The organism is Shewanella psychrophila (assembly GCF_002005305.1).
Taxonomy (GTDB): Bacteria; Pseudomonadota; Gammaproteobacteria; order Enterobacterales; family Shewanellaceae; genus Shewanella; species Shewanella psychrophila.
On record NZ_CP014782.1, the window covers coordinates 2684280 to 2704478 of the forward strand.

The window sequence follows — 20199 nt, forward strand, 5'->3', positions numbered from 1 at the left end:
AACATTAACGGTTAGCTTTATTAGGATTGGCGTTACTCTTTAAAAATCCATAACAATAAGACTAATTCATGCCTATAAAAACTAAAACTAGCTTACTAGCCTTAACATTAGCCAGCCTTATCGGCAGCAGCGCAATTGCCACCCCAACTCACGTTTCACACCTTAGTCCCAGCGAGCCAGTAGCTTACAAGGCCGAGAGCGAGTCAGAAAAAGCCAATGCACTTTTTGAAGCCATATTCATGGAAAATGTGATGGCCAGCCCTATCTCTCAGACACATTTAGGGATTAAAACAGATTACGGTAAGTGGGACGAGCGCGGCGAAGAAGCCGATGCCCAAGACTTAGCCCGTGCACAGAAACACCTTAAGCAGCTGAGTAAACTAGATCAGAGTAAACTGGATAGCCAAACTAATCTCAGCTACACCCTGTTAAAGCAAAAACTCGAGCAAGAGATTAGCGATTATCAATGGCGCTATCATAATTACCCTGTAAATCAGATGTATGGTGGCCATTCTATGGTCGCTTCTTTCTTAATTAACCAGCATCAGATCACAGATGTCTCAGACGCTAGAGCTTATATAAGTCGGCTCAATGGTGTACCTAAATATCTGCAGCAACTTGAAGACTCTTTAGAAGTTCGAGCGAAAAAAGGCATAATTGCCCCTAAGTTTGTCTTTCCCCATGTGCTATCAGACAGTAAAAACATCATCACAGGTCAGCCTTTCGATTCGGGAGAAGACAGTGCCCTGTGGGCCGACTTCAAACGAAAAATAACCGCATTAACTATCGATGAAAGCGCAAAGAAACAACTTATAGCCGACGCTAAACAAGCATTACTGACACAAGTTCAGCCTGCCTATGTCCAATTGATTAGCTATGTCACTCAGCTCGAGACTAAAGCCGATACGCGCGACGGTGTGTGGAAGTTCCCCCAGGGCGAAGACTTTTATGATCAGGCCTTGGCCCGCACTACTACGACAGATATGACAGCAAGCCAAATCCATGAACTTGGTATTGCAGAAGTAACCCGCATCCATGGTGAAATGCGTGACATCATGAAGAAGGTCGGTTTTAAGGGCGACTTGCAAGCCTTCTTTAAATTTATGCGCGAAGATAAGCAGTTCTATTACCCAGCTACTGATGATGGGCGTGAAGCTTACTTAAATGATGCGATTGCACTGATAGATACCATGTCTTCACGACTGGATGAGGTGTTTAACGTTAAACCAAAAGCACCAATGATAGTAAAACGTGTTGAGACATTCAGAGAGAAATCTGCAGGTAAGGCTTTCTATAACCAGCCTTCACCTGATGGAACCAGACCTGGTACCTATTACGCTAACCTTTACGATATGGAGGCCATGCCTAAATACCAGATGGAAGCACTCGCTTACCATGAAGGAACCCCTGGTCATCATATGCAGATAGCCATAGCACAAGAACTGGAGGGAGTTCCTAAGTTCCGTAAGTTTGGTGGCTACACTGCTTATATCGAAGGCTGGGGCCTGTATAGTGAATATTTCCCGAAAGAGATGGGACTCTATTCAGATCCTTACTCTGACTTTGGTAGACTCGCCATGGAGCTATGGCGCTCTTGTCGTTTAGTGGTAGACACAGGTATACATGCTAAGAAATGGACTCGTGAACAATCAATTACTTACTATGTCGATAACACGCCCAATGCCAAATCGGACGCAGTTAAGATGGTTGAACGTCATATCGTGATGCCATCCCAAGCTACGGCTTACAAAGTGGGCATGCTGAAGATCCTCGCCCTGAGAGAGAAAGCGAAAAAGTCATTGGGTGATAAATTCGATATACGTGAATTCCACACCTTAGTGCTGCAAAATGGTCCACTTCCTCTGGATATACTCGAAGATCAAGTTGATCTTTGGGTATCTCAAAAAAGCTAATATTATATGAGTGGGCTGTTTCAAACCAGCCCACCTTCTTACACCAGTCGGTATTGCAAACAATAAAAAAGCCACATGATTAAATGTGGCTTTTTTATTGTGCCGACTCTGTGCTGCTTACTCTAACTTATATTAGTCAGTAGCAAGCTTGTAGGGTACAGAGAGACGAATCTCTTTCTAGTTGAAAAGCACCCCAGCAACTAGGCTGGGGTAAACCAAAACTAGGATGATGGTTTTAAGGCTGACATTGTTTTAGTTCTTAAAGCTCTGCCAGCATCGATTCGGAACTGCAGTAACGCTAATCTGTATAAGTTTAGTAAGAGGGGTCATTCTTAATAAACTTATTGGATTCAGATTATCCCGTATCAACTGCCATTAATTGTATTGATTTAAGAACAAAGCGCAAGAAGAATACGAGGCAAGCATTAGGGAATAGTTAATTAACTAAGAAGGCCGCCCGCTCAATGCTGACAATAAGATCATGATATAAAACAAAAAACCAACCACGATTTAGCGTGATTGGTTAATAGTTTCAAAATGAGAACAATGTTTCCTAAATAGCCAGTAAACTTATTCACATTTTGAATAAGTTATAACATCAAAAATCACTTCCTTTTCGAGTACAACTCAGTGTATGGCGCATCCCAATAAGGTGGAGAACCAATATGCCCCTTAATGAAATCAATAAAGGCACTGACTTTAGGCGCCAAGTGCTTTCTTCTTGGGTATACGGCCTGGAGAGGAAGGTGATGAGTAAGCTGCCAATCTTGAAGCAAGGGGACCAGAGTTCCCTTCTCAACTTCATCCTCAAGCAAATAACTGGCGAGATAAACAATTCCGAGCCCACTGACGGCTGCAGATTTCAAAGCGGGTGCATTATCGACTCTAAAGTTACCCGAGACACCTATCTCACAGTAATCTTCTCCTTGTTTAAACTGCCAAACACTATGCTCGTGCCACTCGCCATGATAAACCAAACAATTATGATCCACTAACTGCTCAGGACGTTCGAGTTGACCATGTTTCTCAATGTATTCAGGAGAAGCGGCAAGTAAAAACTGACACTTCATCAAAGGTCTGGCAACCATACCTAAGGGCAATTGCTCTGACATCGTCAATAGAAGATCTAGTCCTTCACTGACAACATCGACTTTATGGTCTAACAAACTAATTTGTAATTCTAACTCAGGATGAGTATTCATAAAATCAGGCAAGGCTGGAATGATATGCATGGTACCAAATGACTGGGATATGCCAACTTTTAACACACCTCGAGTCGCATCATTTAAATTATGAACACTGGCAATGGCTTGATCGGCGTCCCTAAGTAACTCTTCACCTTGTGCATACAGAAGCTGACCAGCCTCAGTTAGGCTCAAGCTACGCGTCGTGCGCTGAATTAACTGAACTCCCAGTTTATGTTCAAGATCAGCGACCTGAGTGCTCACTTTGGATTTAGAAATTCCCAACTTTCTTGCTGCGGAACTAAAGCTGCCAGCTCTGGCAACATGAGTAAAAATTGCGATAGGTTCCAATAGTTCTAACATGTAAATCGCCTTAGGGTGTTTACGACACTAAAAAGACTTAAGCACTAAAGATGAGAAAACTGAATTTCAACAAAGACAAACAATCATTAAAAACAGTAACTTACAAAGTGAAAAGCACACAGGAGTAGAGTCAATATCGGAACCACTCAATAATCGAGGGCCCGTTTGTTATTATTTTTTATAAGTATACCAAAGATTTGCGCTTTAATTCTAATGCCTAATCGATAATGTTTATTCTAAAAGGCTAAACTTGATTCAAACGCGAATGGATAACTTTTGATGATAAGAAATCACACATAGAAAAGCCCCCGTATTCATTGTAAATACGGGGGTGTTGCGAATATGGGAGGGAGCAACAGAGTCCAAGGTTTCTAAGCTATGATGTCACTGTTAAATCTATTCGAGCAATTCCACTTTAGGCGCATCTATGAGTGGGTAATTTTCTAGTTCAGGAACAGCCACTCTTAGTTTCTGCTCAAGGGCTATTAAGTCTTGAAAGTTATCACACATCTTGTCCGCTCTGGCCTCAAGATCTTGTGTTTGAGCATCCACCTGTAACTCTATATCTTGACCTACATTTTCCATTTTTTGACCAAAGGCTTCCATTTTCTGTTCAAATGAATCGCCCTCACCGGAAAGCATTTCACTGCCTAAGTTGATCATCATGGTGCCGATTGAATTTTTGACTAATTGTTCTATTTCTTGCTCAAACTCTTCACCGAATGCATCTTCTAAAGATGAATGAGTCGAACCCAGGTAAAATGTATCTCCATTTTTATAAGCAACTTTCTCGATTCTCTGTTCGAGTCCATCCATCATCTCATCAAGCTTGGCCCCTGCAGCATCACCCAATAGCGGGGTTAATGCCATACTTGCCGCAGTAGATGCGACACCGACCGCGTCATGAACGAGTGCTATAACTTCTGGCACCTGAGTCGATACTTGGTCAGAATACTGAATTAAGAGTTTCTGTTGTCTAGCATTTAATGATACCTGTTCACCTTGAACATAAAGCTTACCCATCTCGATGCGATACACTTCTTTACCTTCATCACTTATCGCCAGTAATTTAGGCTCTACGGTGATGTCATAGTTTAGGGCGACTTCACACTGACTCTTGTCACTGGAATATGAAGCCGATGAATGCTCTTCGTGAGCAGATACAGAAGTGATAGTTCCGCTAGCAAATAGCACCGCACTGATCCCAATAGAAGTCGCTAATTTTCTCATCAAAGTTATCCTTAATTTAATTGTTCTGTCGGTAACCACTGAATACAAATTGTTATTTACTTGTTGTTATCAGCGATAACGCTCATGACAAGACATAGCACAAGCTGTGCCAACAACGGTAACAGACTGATTATTATAAAGTTACAAGTTTGATGAGTAGAAGGATAATGGGAAGTTTAGTGAATCACACCAGTAGTTGGTCAATTCACTAAATTAAATTTACAATAAATGGATCCAAAGGGATGAGATCGCTAGATATTGGAATATGAAGCCTTAACAAGGCCTGTTCACAAGTCTGGTATCAGAAAATAGAACGTCCCAGTCGTTGGCACAAGTCCTCGAGCGCGGCGGTGCCAGCCAGAGAGTTACCATTCTTATCTAGTTCTGGAGACCAAACGCATACGGCCATATCTCCGGGTATAACGGCAATGATCCCGCCCCCGACTCCGCTCTTACCCGGCATCCCCACTCGATAAGCAAATTCACCTGCACCATCGTATAAACCCGATGTGGCTAACAATGCATTCATCTGCCGGGTCTGTACAGGAGAGATTAATTGAGAACCATCTAAACATTTACCTTTGTTGGCCAGGTACAAGCTAGCTTTTGATAGATCGGCACAGTTCATGCGCAAGGCACAATTATGAAAATAGCTTTGCAATACCGTATCTACATCATTATTAAAGTTGCCAAACGACTTCATTAAGTAAGCAATAGCCGCATTTCTGGCACTGTGATCAAACTCAGAAGCAGCCACTATTTTATCTGAAATCAGTGATGGATTAGCACTCAGGCCACGAATGAGTTCAAGCATCCTATGCTTAGGGGCACCTAATCTTGCTTGTAGCAGGTCAGCAATGACAAGCGCGCCCGCATTGATAAACGGGTTTCTGGGGAGGCCTTGCTCTAATTCAACCTGAACCAAGGAATTAAATGATTGTCCCGATGGTTCCTTGCCGACCCGTGACCAGATCTCATGCTCTTCATAGAGAGTTAATGCTAATGTCAGGCTAAAGACTTTGGAAATACTTTGAATAGAAAATGGTTCCAGATAATCTCCGGCGCCTATAGTTGTGCCATCGATACTGGTGACTGCAATGCCAATTTTATTAGGATTAACATTTGCCAATGCAGGAATATAATCAGCCACTTTACCTTGGCCAAGCAGGGGCCGAACTTTATCGACCACCTGCTCGAGTAGTGCGAGTTCAGGCACTAACTCCACCAAATATCGTAAAGCTCACTAACCACAACGTCTGATACCGCTTGTTCCTTCCAAAATTCAGTGACGGCAGTGAGATCGTCTTGGCTACACTTACCAATAGATTGAGTGGCAATGATACCTTCCCATTGCTTATGACCACCGCCGTGGAAGCCTAGTTTACGAGGCTCTATAATCTGTTCAATAAATTGATCCACGATAATATCAATCTGTTCCTCAGATACAGATTCAGCAAAAGTCCAATTTACGTCGAAACCAAACTCTTGAAATTCATCTACACGTAATTTCTTTCTTAAACGACGACTGCGTGTTGCCATGGTAATTTCCACCTTAATTTAAATAACTTATAAAATAATTGTCTTTCAAAGTATTGATTGAGTTCAATGGCTCATTGAGCTCAGAATTTAATCGATACGTTCGAACATAATATCCCAGACACCATGGCCTAATCTGTGACCTCTGGCTTCGAACTTAGTTAAAGGTCGATGCTCTGGACGTTCAACAACGTTACCCGTAGTCGATTGGTTTTTATAGCCTTCAGCTGCGCCCATAACTTCAAGCATATGCTCGCTATAATTTTCCCAATCGGTAGCAAGATGGAAAACGCCACCCAATTTTAGGGTTCGACGGATCAGTTGTGCAAACTCAGGTTGAACGATACGACGTTTATGATGACGCTTCTTATGCCAAGGATCTGGAAAGAAAAGCTGCACTCGAGCCAGAGAACCAGTAACGATACTGTTTTCTAATACTTCAACTGCATCATGGTGAAACACCCTTAGGTTAGTCACACCCGCTTCTGCAGCATCAGATAAACATGCGCCAACTCCAGGCTTATGGACTTCTATGCCGATAAAATTAAGTTCAGGTGAGGCTTTAGCCATCTCGACAAGAGAGGCACCCATACCAAATCCTATCTCCAATACAGTATCAGCCTCTCGACCAAATACCTGAACCAGATCAAGAGGCTCCGGCGAGTAATCTAGTCCCATTGATGGCCATTGCTGTTCCATCGCGGCAGCCTGACCTTTGGTCAATCGGCCTTCTCTTAATACAAAGCTTCTTACTTTGCGAAGGTACTTACCTTCTTCATTAAATTCCGCGGTTGTCACGTCGCTCATTTTCGCCCTCTGTCTGGCAGGATTAATAGAAAAGAAGGGCATTATCCAAAGATTGTAAGTCAGTGCAAGCCCTAGTTACTCTTAATCGGAATAACTATAAGTCGGCAAAGTATACCAAGTTTCTCAAAAGCTGCTAATTTACCCACTTATCTTTGGCGAGAATAGTGGCTAAAACATAGCTATTCTGCAAACTCGACTTGTTAAAGCCTACCTGGCTAGATAGACTGCCAGCATAAAAATCGTGTTTCTAACTTTTCTTAATCCGATCTCTAAAAAGCAATGACCAATATGTCTTCTGTCACCACCAGCAATACCAGTCACACCTCTTTTGCTTGCCGTATCATAAATTGGTATGAACAATTTGGTCGTAAACACCTTCCATGGCAACAAGACAAGACCCCCTACAAAGTCTGGGTGTCTGAAATCATGTTACAGCAGACCCAAGTCAGTACCGTTATCCCCTATTACCTTAAGTTTATGGAGCGCTTTCCCACCATAGATGCCCTAGCCGATGCACCTCAAGATGAGGTTCTGCACTACTGGACCGGCCTCGGCTACTACGCCCGTGCACGTAACTTACATAAGTCGGCTCAAATCATTCGTGATGAACATGATTCACTATTCCCAAGGGATTTTGAAGATGTTCTGTCACTGCCAGGTATAGGTCGTTCTACAGCGGGAGCCGTGTTATCCCTGTCACTAGCACAGCGTCATGCCATCTTAGACGGCAACGTGAAAAGAGTATTGGCCCGTCACGGAGCCATCGATGGCTGGCCCGGAAAGAAACAAGTTGAAAACAAGCTTTGGGAGCTGACTCAGAAGCTGACCCCAGACATAGATGTTCAAAAATATAATCAAGCTATGATGGATATTGGCGCCTCAGTCTGCTCCCGCTCAAGGCCTGCTTGTAGTGACTGCCCTGTGGCTATCGATTGCCAAGCCCAGCTCAGTGGTCGCCAATCAGAATTCCCAGGTAAGAAGCCTAAGAAAGTAATACCGGAAAAAAATGCCTACATGTTGGTACTAGCTAAGGGCGATGAAGTCATCTTAGAAAAAAGACCACCAGCCGGGATCTGGGGAGGACTCTGGTGCTTCCCACAATTTTCTACACGTGAAGAACTTGATGACTACTTGATAACAAAAGGGTTAACTGTTTTCGAAGAGGAGATATTACCCGGATTTAGACATACTTTTAGTCATTTCCACCTAGATATCAGCCCAATACTTGTGTCAGCGGAAACCTTTAGCGATAACCAGATAATGGAAGATAGGCCTTCACTCTGGTATAACTTACCCCGTCCCCCAAAAGTTGGTTTAGCTGCGGCGACTGAACGTATTCTCGCCAGCTTAGATTCTGTATTAATTAAGGAGTAATCATGGCTCGCACCGTTAACTGCGTCTATCTGAAAAAAGAATCAGAAGGCCTTGGATTTCAGCTATACCCAGGTGAGCTTGGTAAGCGTATTTTTGATAATGTCAGCAAAGAAGCTTGGGCATTGTGGCAATCGAAACAGACCATGCTGATCAATGAAAAGAAACTTAACATGATGAATGTTGATGATCGCAAATTTCTTGAAGAGCAGATGATCAACTTCTTGTTTGAAGGTAAAGATGTCGAAATTGAAGGCTTCGTACCGGAAAAAGACGACGAATAGACACAAAAAAGCGCCGTAAGGCGCTTTTTTGTTTACTCATTAATTACTGCCTTATACCTTCAACGACAATTGCCAGCTGCACATGTGATGATGCAGGTCCCAGATCCATCTTTATATTGTAATCTTTCAAAGCGAACTCGGTAGTACCGCTAAAACCAGCACGATAACCTCCCCATGGGTCTTGCCCTTCACCAATCGTCTTGGCTTGTATCGTAATAGGCTTAGTCACTCCATTGAGGGTAAAGTCACCGTTAAGTAAAAAATTTCCCTCTCCCTTGTCAACGATCGAACTCGACTCAAAACTTGCTTCCGGGAACTTGGCTGTATTTAAAAAATCAGGGCTACGCAAATGCTTGTCTCGCTCCGCATGATTAGAATCGAGACTGGCAGTCTTAATGGTCACATTCACATGCCCGTCAGCAAGCTTTTTGCCGTCGAAATTAAAATCCCCCTCGAATTCATTGAAACGTCCCACCACGAAACTATAACCTAGGTGACTCACCTTGAAGTCGATAGAAGCATGTGCGCCCTTAGTGTCGATGACGTATTCAGTGGCCGATACTGTGCCACTCATGAATAAAGATCCAGCCAATGCCGTTGTGAGAAGTGCTCTTGATAATATTGTCTTTTTCATATTTCTATCTTCCTTTATTTGTTTCTAAGCTTTTGCTTATTTAAGTGACTATTTTAAAACCGTGATCATTCTTACCAGTGTTGAATCTTTATCGAAAAAGTGGTGTTTAAATGCTCCCAACATATGTATGACGACGAGTCCAATTAGACTGTAAGCGGCATATTGATGAACAAAACCGGCAATGTCTGCCTGACCATTAAACAACTCACCGGCTCCGGGAACCTCAAACAGATTGAAAACACTTATGCCTCGTCCATCAGCAGTAGAGATCAGATATCCACTACACATAATCAAAAGCAGTAGTAAGTAGATGGCACCATGGGCCAAATGCCCAGCTTTAACTTCCCAATTTTTATGCTTAGTCAATGGTGCAGGTTTGGGGTTAGCAAACTTCCAGGCAATCCTTGCTAGTGTTAAGAGAAACAATAATATACCGACGCTTCTATGTAGATCAGGCGCAGTTTTATACCAGCTGCTGTAATAAGTGAGTTCAACCATCCACACTCCAGCAGCAAACAGCCCAATAACAGCGATTGCCGATATCCAATGAACCAATATAGCTGTGATCCCATAGGATTTTTCTGTATTACGAAACATGACAGACCTTATGAATAACGAGTGATTAACTTATGCCCTACATAATACGTTCTATTTTTAAAACTAAAATCTCTAAAAATAGGCTCTATACTTCCATTTTTTAGAACTATGTTCCCCTTTCCTGCTTTATTAAGTCATTTAAGCACCACTGAAGCCAATCATTAATAGTAATCATTTGTAAATAGGATTTTTAAGAATAGAAGTCCCCCCATGAGAGCTTCAGATAGCTCATCAATAGAGAGCTCACAGAGATAAACTGTCATCATGGAGAAAAAACAACTCATTTGAACACTAACTAACCGAACGGTGGCTTTGTGACAAAATAGCACTTGCAGGCAGGAAGACTGCGCTATAAGATAGCGCCCACTTCGAATGAGGCAGGTGCACACCTGATTTAAACTTAAGTTTAAATCTTATTTGAAGTAGATGACTAACACTTAGTTTAGTTGCCCGAATAGCTCAGTCGGTAGAGCAGAGGATTGAAAATCCTCGTGTCCCTGGTTCGATTCCGGGTTCGGGCACCATCATTTAGCCGGCATAGCTCAGTTGGTAGAGCAACTGACTTGTAATCAGTAGGTCCCGAGTTCGACTCTTGGTGCCGGCACCATATAATAAAAAAGCCTCGACATTGTTCGGGGCTTTTTTATATCTAAAATTTGTGGATAGAAGAATAAAAGCTCAAGCTGGCATAGCTCAGTTGGTAGAGCAACTGACTTACTCTTTACAAGAGCAGCAGTAGGTCCCCTTCTTTCATAAATGACCGACTCTTGGTGCCGGCACCATATACGATGAAGCCACTCTTTTGAGTGGCTTTTTTGTGTCTAAAATTTGTGGATAAAAGAACGAAAGTTCAAGCTGGCATCGCTTATTGGTAGAGCAACTGACTTATTCATTCCAAAAGCTACTGCCCGACAAAAGCCCTCTTCATTAATAGCAAAGAGTAGAAGCTGGCTCTTAGTAACTCTTAATTTCAATCTAACTTTAATTGACTATCTAGACTATCTAGGAAATAAAAAAGCCTTAACTAAGACCAAAGTTCTGCCGCTGGATTGTTGACTGTTCAGTTTTTGACAGCTTAAACCTGTTTAACCAAAAACTGCTTGCACAGCTAATAACATCGCTATATTATACGCGCACTCCAAACGAGACAGGACTTAAACCTCCCTGTTTAAACTTAGGTTTAAACTCATTTGAAGTAGATGACTAACACTTAGTTTAGTTGCCCGAATAGCTCAGTCGGTAGAGCAGAGGATTGAAAATCCTCGTGTCCCTGGTTCGATTCCGGGTTCGGGCACCATCATTTAGCCGGCATAACTCGTTATTAGAGTTGTGACTGGTAATCAAATAGATTGCTCCCGAGCTTATCTTTTTGATAGTAAATACGCCGGCATAGCTCAGTTGGTAGAGCAACTGACTTGTAATCAGTAGGTCCCGAGTTCGACTCTTGGTGCCGGCACCATATACGATGAAGCCACTCTTTTGAGTGGCTTTTTTGTATTTAGAATTTGAGCCCTATTAGCTAAATTTAATCAGTAGCTAACTTCCACCGGAGCTTCGACTCTTGGTACTGCCACCATCTTCACTCTTTAATCAAAAGTAAAGAACAAGCAAGCCACTTTACAGGCCAAATCAATCTAATACCCCTAGCTCTTATCCTAGGACCATAGTCCTACTAAAGCCTAGATACTCTATACAGCCTATAAACTCGATAACGGTGTCATGAATATACCAGGCACAAAAAAGGAGCCTGAAGGCTCCTTTAGAGAATGTGGTAAGCAAATTACATTTATTTCCAGCTTTTCATCTTATGGCCTTTCACCGCATAGAAAAGAATGAATAGGTAACATGGGAACATCACCATATAGCCACCTTGAATACCTAAGGGTGTAACCGAACTCGTTAAGCCCCAGAAAAGAGGACCAAATGCGCCACCAGCAATACCCATGACTAGAAGTGCAGAACCTGTACTTGTTAACTTGCCCATACCAGAGAGAGCTAATGGCCATACTGCAGGCCATACTATTGCATTAGCCAAACCAAGCAGAGCTATCATCAACAAGGTATCTGGTAATTGAGCACCACCAAAAGGCACCAAGACTGTGTTTGCAATCGCATAAGACTCATTGTCACCGAACAAGATCCCTAATGTCAGCACCATACCTAAAATGGCTGAGACCATTAATGCTTTTGGCTGAGAAATGAAGCGAGGGATTGTTAAGATGCCTATGATATAACCGACAACCATACAAATCATGGTATATGAGGTCATCACACCGTAGCTTCCAATGCCAAGTGATAGTGCAAATGTGCCAATAGTGTCACCTGCAATCACCTCTACAGCAACATAGAAGAAAAGCGCAACAACACCTAAAGCTAAATTTGGATGAGATAAAGCTTCTCTGGTGTGCCCTTTGCCACTAACTGCCACATCATCTTCTTCATTTTCCAGCTCTGGGAGAGGTGATTTCTTAACTAATATGGCTAATAGACCAATAAATAGAGCCATACCCAGGTAAGGTATAACTAAACTATTTGCCATCTCATCGATATGTGCAGGAGTAAGCTCCATCCCCACACGGTCTCTGAAGCTATCAAGAATAAGGGCACTGAAGACTAAGGGGGCGATGACGCCAGCACCTTTGTTCAGTATTCCCATGACACTGACTCGCGCTGCCGCCGACTCCTCAGGACCGAGGCGGACCACATAGGGATTAACTGCAGTTTGAAGCAAAGTTTGTCCCGCTCCCATTACCAGCTGTGCAAATAAAAATAAGCCAAAGACTTGTGTCTTAGCCGCAGGAATAAATAGCAGGCCAGCAATCATCATGATCCCCATGCCTAACGCCATCCCAGTTTTATATCCAACCTTTCTTATCAACCAAGCCGAAGGTAAAGCAGTAAAAGTCACTGCGATATAAAATGAGAAAAGAATAAGGGATGCTTGAAGCGGGCTTAACTGAAGAATTTGCTTCAGATAAGGCATCAAGGAACCGTTGAGCCAGGTCGCGAAACCTAAAATAAAAAATAGTCCGGCGACAATTGCCATCGGAATAAAATTACTGCGTTTATTTTCACTATTTACTGTCATTTCCATAAGCCTGCTTCTTATAATTTTATTTTAGATACCGAGTACAGCTGATATCACTTCTTATTAATACACTAGATTTACAGTCAAAAGTCACCTGTCACGAGATAGGATAGACTTTGTTTCATTGATGTTAAAACAGAAAACCCAAAAAGACAACGCTGTCATTTTGACTTTTAGCCATAAACCCGTTAAGCAGCTGGTTTATGGCTAAGTCGATCAGATTATATTGGTTAAAACTTAAACCTTAATGAAGATGCCCCGTTTATACATCCAATAGAGTACTAACCACTGTACGAGCAACAGAGCGATAACACTAATTAAGGGTTGAGCAGAAACTGAGAAAGAATTAACAACACCTCCGAACAGGCTCTGCGCCGTATACTTCCAGTTAACTAAACTAGATGCTAGGTAGATGATGATGGCATTACAGCCGATAACCACAAATGGAAATGCTATCTTTTGCCATTTAAGCACATCAACCAATGCATAAAAAACGGCTAATGATATGATGCTCCAGCCGGTCGTCACTAATGCGAAGGAACTGGTCCAGAGATCTTTATTCACAGGGATAACCAAATCGACCAACCAGCCTAAAGCTAGAATAAAGACTCCAGCAAGCAGCAGATAAGCGACTTTAGCCCACTCTCCTTTCTTATGCTCCTTAACGATGAAATGTCCAACAAACACACCAGCCATTGCATTGGCCACAGCTGGGATGGTTGACAGGATCCCTTCGGGATCTAAAGGTCTATTCTGATATGTGATTCCAGGTAAAAAGTGTGTATCGACATAAGCGTTGATCGTGCCTTGTGGGGTAAACACGCCCGCTGTTCCACCAGGAAATGGCATAAATAGCTGCAACAAGCCATAAGCTATCAATATTCCTAAAGTAACAAATAGCTGAGTTCTTAAGCTGGTATGCCAGACTAACATGGCAGCAAAGAACCAAGCGAAAGCGATACGTCCCAAAACGCTGACGTATCGTACTTCATCTATGGCAACTGGCGCGCCAGTGCCCCATCCATGGTTATAGAGAACACCGAAGAAAAGTAACAACAAGAGTCGTTTCACTGAATGCTTATAGAGTGGCATTCTCTGGGCTATAGGTAGCTTATCTAAACGCTTAGGAGATAGGCCCAGTGCAACGCCCGAGAGGAAAATAAATAAGGGAAATATCAGGTCGTAAAAGGTAAAGCCATGCCATTGACTATGATGCATCTGAGCATCTGCCCATCTCCACCCTTGCCAACTGGACCAAGCTAGCAAACCGGCAAAGAGTGCCTCACCGCCTAAAATCCAGAACATATCGAAGCCCCTAAGAGCATCGAGCGACATCAACCTGCGTTTAGGTGACTTTGCTAGACTCGATTCCATTACCTTTCCTCTATATTTTATCGTTATTATTATTTCTGTATTTTTGGCGCTTTGTAAGTACAAACGCTAGATAACATAAAGCCCCAGATTGCTCACTAGGGCTTATTGAACTTTCGAGCCTGAATTTTGCTAAATGTTATTAATTGATAATGCTAGGCCTTGAAAACAGATGTACCGCCTATTAGTGTCTGCTGTACTTTAAGCTCACCGTCTAGCAACACTAAATCCGCTCGGCTACCTACACTTACTTGCCCCTGCCTTTCTGCTAGACCTAAATATTCTGCAGGGTATAAAGAGCCCATACGAATCGCTTCATCTAAGGGCAAACCTAGCATGCTGACCGTATTTCTAACCGCCCCAGCCATGTCTAATACACAGCCAGCAAGCTCACCAGTCACAGCGTTTAATCTATCACCCTGACGTATAACCTGAGTGCCAAAAAGCTCAAAACTCGCTTCCTCTTCGAGACCAACAGGCGGCATAGCATCAGTGACTAACATCACCTTGCCTCTTGGTTTAGCATAAATAGCCACTCTGGCTGCGGCAGAATGCACATGATGACCGTCAACAATAAGCCCACACCAAGCATCTCGGCTCTCTATTGCCGCACCTAGCATGCCCGGCTCACGAGAACCGAAGGGAGACATAGCATTAAAGAGATGTGTAAAGCCTGTAGCACCCGCTTCTAACGCAGCAACAACAATTTCATAATTGGCATTAGAATGGCCGAGACAGACTCTCACATCGGCGGCGACTAAGGCTTTAATCACATCTACCGATACATTTTCAGGCGCTAAGGTGACCACTTTCAAGCCTAAGTCATCACGTTTGAATATCTCCAACTCTGCATCGGATATACTGCGGATATGAGATTGAGGATGAACCCCTTTCTTAGGAATAGATAAGTGTGGGCCTTCAAAATGCACACCTAAAACCCCGGCACTTCCTTTAACCAATGAAGCTGCTATCGCATCAGCCGCTCGGCTCATGATATCGACATTATCGGTAATTAATGTGGGTAAGAAGCCTGTAGTACCAAACTTAGCATGAGCACTACCGATAGTTTCTATGCATTCAACTGACGGGTCGCCGTTAAATAATGCACCTCCACCACCATTCACCTGCACATCGATAAATCCAGGGACAAAAGTCCCATCGGCGCTGATTTCTTTTACACCTGCGACGGTATCCAAGGCAAGGATATGACCATCTTCTATCGTGATAGGCAGGTCGTTATGAAACTGTTCACCATCGAATACCCGCTTAGCTATTAATGTCTGCTTCATGTTTATTTTATCCTAAACTTTTGACGCGCAAAATAGGTCGCCCCAAGCTCTGGAGGAGCTAATGTTGGCGATAGCTTAGCAATGACATCTTTATCTAACCAAGGAGCCAAGGGCTCGGCTAATCCACCTATCATAGAAAAACGCGGAGGGTTCACTTCAAAGAGCTTACGAGCGAGCTCACTGATATAGGCAGCCCCCTCTTTAACGATTTCTTTGGCGACATGATCTTGCTCATTAGCACATTCAAGCACTGTTCTGGCTAGCTTGGCATAAACACTGGAAGTTTGACCGGCCAGATTTTCAACTATGCCCATAGCATCATGGACCTTGAAATGATTGAGAATACACTCAGTCAATATAGTCTTTTCTGCGAATCCATCGAGATGTAGCAAAGCTTGCTCGGCTGCCTTTAACCCTAACCAGGCACCGCTGCCTTTGTCGCCCAGAGCGAAGCCATGACCGCCAAGACACAGGTGCTTATCATCGACATTAGCATATCCGCAAGATCCCGTTCCCGTTATAATCACCGCACCTTCGCCACCACGATGTGCACCGATACAAGCGGTATGCAGATCCGTTGTGACAAACATATCGGCAAAGGGATGATCCCAGCTAACGATATCTTGATAAAGCCTAGGGACATTCACCCCAGCGAGTCCGAGTCCGGCAACCAGTGCCCTACTGTCGCTTAAGCTCATTCCTGCATCTTTTAACGCTAGCTCGGTGGACATTTGAATAGATTCAAATGTCTGTGATAAACCGTGAAGTGGATTTGCACGCCCAGCTACACCAGTACCTATTACACCATCTTCGCTAGAGTAAATTGTTGCCCTGCATTTACTGCCGCCACCATCAATTCCTATAAACAACGGTTTCTCCTTCGTCTGGTTCACACTCATACAGACCTCATTCACAGTTTTTTTATCCAAGGTTTAGCACTACTCGCTAATGCCTTGCTCACTGACTAAGTTAACTTCATGTTACAACACAAATGACAGCGTTGTCATTTGTTTTCTTTCAACTGATAAAAATAGGCCCTAACTCAGCTGAAAGCACCACAAAGAAAGGAGTTAGGCTGGCTGCACTTGCAGGTAATATGCAGCCACAAATGTTGCAACCCTGTTACCGAACGATTAGAGATCGGCCTTTTCTCTTACCATCAGCTGCTACAGCCCTAACATCTACTCGGCCATCGACAGCTACAGGTGAATGATAAATAAGCCATTCACCGCCATTAACTCGATACTCAACGGTTAAACCTGGATAGATAAGATTCGTAAACAGCTGCCCCTCATGTATATGAGCGCCAACGGTAGGTACCCGATATTCGATGCCAGCTTTATCTAATTTAGCTAACTCTTTCTGACCCAAGGTATTGGCAATCACAGCCCACTGCCTAGCCTGTTCATTACGCATATCTTGGGTGAAGTAACCGCTAGTTTGATTATAGCTGGCTCCTTTATATTGATAAGGTACTTCCCAACTCGCCTTGTGCCAGGCTTTCTCGGCCAAGATAAGTAAACGTGGAAAGGTCATATATTCGACCACGGCATCGCTTCTGAGTGTTTCACTCCAGATCTGCCCCTGAAGACCGCTAAATGACATACCCTCCTTCATTGGGCCACTGACTAGCTTGCCAGCTTTATCTCGCTTCTCTGTGTCGTCGGCTTCAAAGGGGTTACCTTGGATATCGGTCCACTGCTCAGCATTTGCTGGTAAGTTATCTGGCATAAAACCATATAACTTGCGTTCGTTGGTATTACGACTCGCCCAGTAATAACCATGCTCTTTAGGATCCGCCTCGTAGGGGAAATCAAAATAAAGCATCTCTGGCATACCCAATACAGCGTCCCAACCTAAATTAGCTTGCTGATGTGCGCGGCGAAAACCATTGTGCGAAATAACATCCCATATATTGGTTTGGGAAGATTTTGGCATGTTCTCTGGACGGGTATGGCTCATTCCATCGCTCCAACCTGCAGGCTCTATCCCTTTTTCATGGAGAATATTCGATACTCGCTCGACAAAATAGGCACCGAACTCATCACTTGTGATCACGCCTTGCTTATTGTCGGCAAGGAACGCCTTACAAATAGGTGAGTCTAACCAAGCACCAGCAGTTTCATCGGCACCAATATGATAAACAGATAGAGGCTGGCCCGCTTGCTCATGCAGCTTAGCAATCTCGTCGATTACCTTGTCGACGAAGTGAAAGGTCGACTCCATACACACGTTGAGGGTGTTATCGTCATAGTATTGAATCGATGAATAGACAGTGGTGTCTTTTGGATCTATTAAGCGATACTCATCGGCTCCTTTTAAATCACCAGATGCTGCTAACTTACGATAACGGGCTTCCATCGACTTGATAGCAGCTCTTGAGTGCCCCGGCATATCCATTGAAGGGATGACCTGTATTTGTCTGGCCCCCGCATATTTTAAAATCTCGATATAATCTGCTTTAGAGTAATAGCCATTGACCTTAACATTGGCAAATGGGCCACTACCTAGTTGAGGTAACAGACACCTTGTTTCACTCAAATCATGACATCGCTTACTGCCGACATCTGTGAGCTCAGGCAAACCGTCTATCTCTAATCGCCAACCTTCATCGTCGGCCATATGCAGATGTAGCTTATTCAATTTATAGGCCGCCATCTGATCTAACATATCCAACACCAACTGCTTGCTATGGAAGTTTCTCGATACATCGATATGCATACCGCGGAAATCATAACGGGGAGAGTCTTCCACTCTCATGGTATTAACAGCCAAGTCGTTACTATCGAGAAGGCTGGTTAATGAAGATAGGCCATAGGAAAACCCTGCATCGTCGGCAGCAGAAATGGTGATTTCATTCTTGGCGATATCTAACAGATATGAGCCTGGTGTTGACTTGACTTTAAGCGGTAAGAAACTGATGGCTAAGCCAGATGAAGACTCTTCGACACCGATGCGACTCAGACGTGCAACGGCAGCATCTATGGCTTGACGCTTAACATCATGAAGCTCAAGCTTTATCCCGTCTTTTAGGGATACAGGTCGATCAGTAGAGCTCACATTCACTTTCAGGGGAGTTGGAATTATCGTGTTGGTAACCAACTCAGGCTGAAAATCAATTCCCTGATTCGCCAGAAAAAGTATTTCAGGTGTCGCCCACTTCACTTCATCGGTATCACTTCGCTTATATTGTGTTTCTTCATCGGTAAAGGACACCGCATAGGGACGAAGCTCCATACCTGTTTCACTGTCAAGGCTCACCCTTGTGCTCTTGATAAGAACCGGTTCTAATTCTCCTGATACCAGATAATAATTGGGCATAGCATCGGTTTCTGATAGTTGCCACAGCTCACCTTTAAACTCTATGGTCTTAGTAATGTCCTTCTTGAGTCCTTTAAACTTAGCGGTTGGCACTATCTTATGTAGATCGCCTTTCACACGAGTAATAGTAAACTCATCTGAACTCACCGACTGCACCGGGCGCATCTGGCTGAAGTAGATAGACCAGTCCTTACTGTCCACATCAACAGCTGAGGTCAGATCTATCTGCGCCGTGAAGCAACGGCCGTCAACACCCGAAGTCGGACAACCTTCCGGGTAGTTAGTCACTAAACGATACTTTATGTCTAATGTCTCCCCAAGCTTGTTTAATTGTGCTTGATCTAGGCTCTTAGCCTTAGCTTGACTCGACTCTGCGGACACTTGGTTATTCGTTTCAGTTTTTACATCGGAGCAAGCACTCGTTGCTAGCACAAGTGTTATTGCGGCAGTGATCAACTTCAATTTCATTCTATCCCTCTACTATGATTCAATGTCCTCTCATCTCAAGATGAAATGAGCCACCTTAGCCGCAATCTTTCCCCTTGATATAACCAAAACTTGCACCTCTATTAAATCGTTAAAGCGCTAAGTTGTATCTGAGACTGTGGACTATAAAATTAATGATTTTCGGTCAGTACTAAATAGTGTCAGTTCATCATCACTGACGCAAACCTAGACAGACGTTAACGTCTAACTGACTAGCTGACTAGCTGTGAAACATATGAGATAAGGTAGGACTTTGAAGGAAGTCGTTAATCTGAGTGACCTCAGTTATCTGTTTACAAGATAAGACTGTCTCATCAATTGTAGCGCCTCTCTTATACACCTTAAACCTTGATCACCTTTCTACCAGCATGGGCAAGAGTGTTTGGATTTTTTCGCTTACAACTTCTAAACCTATTCCATATCGTCATAATCCACATAAAAAAAAAGCTAGGTGATTCATCACATAAATACTGACAAAACACCTAGCCAAGTCTAGTTTCTGGGGAGAGACTATTGGAATTTCAAACACAAATGTAATTCAGTTTTACCCTATTACATCTGCCAAAACACGAATCAGGAGACCTCTTCCTATTCATGCAGACCTTACAAGACAACTCGTCACACAAGCAGATGACAACGCTGTCATTTACGAGCATACACAAGAGCGAACATAATATCTACATTTTTTTGACATTCATTTAGGACTTTTTCTGTTCAGCACTGAT

The 20199-nt window shown here is 43.2% G+C and carries 15 protein-coding genes and 5 tRNA genes; 8 read left to right on the forward strand and 12 right to left on the reverse strand.

The features are described from left to right. The first annotated feature begins 68 nt into the window (after positions 1-68). A complete protein-coding gene (locus tag sps_RS11530) occupies positions 69-1913 on the forward strand; it encodes a DUF885 domain-containing protein (protein WP_077752665.1) in 1845 nt (614 codons plus the stop codon). A 605-nt stretch (positions 1914-2518) separates the two neighbouring features. Here the strand turns inward: sps_RS11530 and sps_RS11535 are convergent. From sps_RS11535 to trmB, 5 genes are all read right to left on the reverse strand, one after another. Continuing rightward, positions 2519-3460, reverse strand: coding sequence for a LysR family transcriptional regulator (locus sps_RS11535; protein WP_077752666.1), 942 nt, complete (start codon positions 3458-3460; stop codon positions 2519-2521). A gap of 396 nt (positions 3461-3856) precedes the next feature. Next, the gene (locus tag sps_RS11540) at positions 3857-4690 is read right to left on the reverse strand and encodes a YggN family protein (RefSeq protein WP_077752667.1); all 834 of its coding nucleotides are present in this window, start codon (positions 4688-4690) and stop codon (positions 3857-3859) included. Positions 4691-4991: 301 nt separating this feature from the next. Next, entirely contained in the window at positions 4992-5906 is a 915-nt protein-coding gene (gene glsB / locus sps_RS11545) for a glutaminase B (protein WP_077752668.1), read from the reverse strand. Further along, a complete protein-coding gene (locus tag sps_RS11550) occupies positions 5906-6229 on the reverse strand; it encodes a 50S ribosome-binding protein YggL (RefSeq protein WP_077752669.1) in 324 nt (107 codons plus the stop codon). Before sps_RS11550 ends, glsB begins: the two co-directional genes overlap by 1 nt. Positions 6230-6316: 87 nt before the next feature. Further along, positions 6317-7033, reverse strand: coding sequence for a tRNA (guanosine(46)-N7)-methyltransferase TrmB (gene trmB, locus sps_RS11555; RefSeq protein ID WP_077752670.1), 717 nt, complete (start codon positions 7031-7033; stop codon positions 6317-6319). 288 nt (positions 7034-7321) lie between these two features. On the opposite strand from trmB, the gene mutY reads away from it, so the two are divergent. Then, a complete protein-coding gene (gene mutY, locus sps_RS11560) occupies positions 7322-8407 on the forward strand; it encodes an A/G-specific adenine glycosylase (protein ID WP_077752671.1) in 1086 nt (361 codons plus the stop codon). Positions 8408-8409: 2 nt separating this feature from the next. Next, positions 8410-8688 (forward strand): oxidative damage protection protein, encoded by a 279-nt coding sequence (locus sps_RS11565; protein WP_077752672.1) that lies wholly within the window; start codon positions 8410-8412, stop codon positions 8686-8688. 43 nt (positions 8689-8731) lie between these two features. Here the strand turns inward: sps_RS11565 and sps_RS11570 are convergent, their stop codons facing one another. Together sps_RS11570 and sps_RS11575 are read right to left on the reverse strand one after the other, a co-directional pair. Beyond that, positions 8732-9322 (reverse strand): YceI family protein, encoded by a 591-nt coding sequence (locus sps_RS11570; protein WP_077752673.1) that lies wholly within the window; start codon positions 9320-9322, stop codon positions 8732-8734. A gap of 48 nt (positions 9323-9370) precedes the next feature. Further along, on the reverse strand, positions 9371-9919 hold the full coding sequence (locus sps_RS11575; protein ID WP_077752674.1) for a cytochrome b: 549 nt from the start codon (positions 9917-9919) through the stop codon (positions 9371-9373). Positions 9920-10367: 448 nt separating this feature from the next. Between sps_RS11575 and sps_RS11580 the strand changes: the two genes are divergently transcribed. From sps_RS11580 to sps_RS11595, 5 genes are all read left to right on the forward strand, one after another. Continuing rightward, positions 10368-10443: transfer RNA gene (locus tag sps_RS11580), tRNA-Phe, on the forward strand. Between the two features lie 7 nt (positions 10444-10450). Next, a tRNA-Thr gene (locus sps_RS11585) sits at positions 10451-10526 on the forward strand. Positions 10527-10601: 75 nt separating this feature from the next. Further along, positions 10602-10701 (forward strand) — tRNA-OTHER (locus tag sps_RS28110). Between the two features lie 439 nt (positions 10702-11140). Then, a tRNA-Phe gene (locus sps_RS11590) sits at positions 11141-11216 on the forward strand. Between the two features lie 86 nt (positions 11217-11302). Further along, a tRNA-Thr gene (locus sps_RS11595) sits at positions 11303-11378 on the forward strand. A gap of 327 nt (positions 11379-11705) precedes the next feature. Here sps_RS11595 and nagP read toward each other — a convergent pair. The 5 genes from nagP to sps_RS11620 form a co-directional block, all read right to left on the reverse strand. Continuing rightward, positions 11706-13013, reverse strand: a complete 1308-nt coding sequence (gene nagP, locus sps_RS11600; RefSeq protein ID WP_418346732.1) for an N-acetylglucosamine MFS transporter NagP — start codon at positions 13011-13013, stop codon at positions 11706-11708. 231 nt (positions 13014-13244) lie between these two features. Continuing rightward, positions 13245-14381 carry a transmembrane glucosamine N-acetyltransferase NagX gene (gene nagX / locus sps_RS11605; RefSeq protein WP_077752675.1) on the reverse strand — a complete coding sequence of 379 codons (1137 nt, stop codon included), beginning with the start codon at positions 14379-14381 and terminating at the stop codon, positions 13245-13247. A gap of 152 nt (positions 14382-14533) precedes the next feature. After that, entirely contained in the window at positions 14534-15667 is a 1134-nt protein-coding gene (gene nagA / locus sps_RS11610; RefSeq protein ID WP_077752676.1) for an N-acetylglucosamine-6-phosphate deacetylase, read from the reverse strand. 2 nt (positions 15668-15669) lie between these two features. Then, positions 15670-16566, reverse strand: coding sequence for an N-acetylglucosamine kinase (gene nagK, locus sps_RS11615; RefSeq protein WP_077752677.1), 897 nt, complete (start codon positions 16564-16566; stop codon positions 15670-15672). A gap of 223 nt (positions 16567-16789) precedes the next feature. Continuing rightward, entirely contained in the window at positions 16790-19456 is a 2667-nt protein-coding gene (locus sps_RS11620; protein WP_077752678.1) for a family 20 glycosylhydrolase, read from the reverse strand. Between the last annotated feature and the right edge of the window lie 743 nt (positions 19457-20199).

Excerpts from the sequence above, each read along its gene's own strand:
- sps_RS11530 (WP_077752665.1), top strand. The coding sequence starts at position 69 with ATGCCTATAAAAACTAAAACTAGCTTACTAGCCTTAACATTAGCCAGC.
- sps_RS11535 (WP_077752666.1), bottom strand. The coding sequence starts at position 3,460 with ATGTTAGAACTATTGGAACCTATCGCAATTTTTACTCATGTTGCCAGA.
- sps_RS11540 (WP_077752667.1), bottom strand. The coding sequence starts at position 4,690 with ATGAGAAAATTAGCGACTTCTATTGGGATCAGTGCGGTGCTATTTGCT.
- sps_RS11550 (WP_077752669.1), bottom strand. The coding sequence starts at position 6,229 with ATGGCAACACGCAGTCGTCGTTTAAGAAAGAAATTACGTGTAGATGAA.
- trmB (WP_077752670.1), bottom strand. The coding sequence starts at position 7,033 with ATGAGCGACGTGACAACCGCGGAATTTAATGAAGAAGGTAAGTACCTT.
- mutY (WP_077752671.1), top strand. The coding sequence starts at position 7,322 with ATGTCTTCTGTCACCACCAGCAATACCAGTCACACCTCTTTTGCTTGC.
- sps_RS11565 (WP_077752672.1), top strand. The coding sequence starts at position 8,410 with ATGGCTCGCACCGTTAACTGCGTCTATCTGAAAAAAGAATCAGAAGGC.
- sps_RS11570 (WP_077752673.1), bottom strand. The coding sequence starts at position 9,322 with ATGAAAAAGACAATATTATCAAGAGCACTTCTCACAACGGCATTGGCT.
- sps_RS11575 (WP_077752674.1), bottom strand. The coding sequence starts at position 9,919 with ATGTTTCGTAATACAGAAAAATCCTATGGGATCACAGCTATATTGGTT.
- nagP (WP_418346732.1), bottom strand. The coding sequence starts at position 13,013 with ATGGAAATGACAGTAAATAGTGAAAATAAACGCAGTAATTTTATTCCG.
- nagX (WP_077752675.1), bottom strand. The coding sequence starts at position 14,381 with ATGGAATCGAGTCTAGCAAAGTCACCTAAACGCAGGTTGATGTCGCTC.
- nagA (WP_077752676.1), bottom strand. The coding sequence starts at position 15,667 with ATGAAGCAGACATTAATAGCTAAGCGGGTATTCGATGGTGAACAGTTT.
- nagK (WP_077752677.1), bottom strand. The coding sequence starts at position 16,566 with ATGAGTGTGAACCAGACGAAGGAGAAACCGTTGTTTATAGGAATTGAT.
- sps_RS11620 (WP_077752678.1), bottom strand. The coding sequence starts at position 19,456 with ATGAAATTGAAGTTGATCACTGCCGCAATAACACTTGTGCTAGCAACG.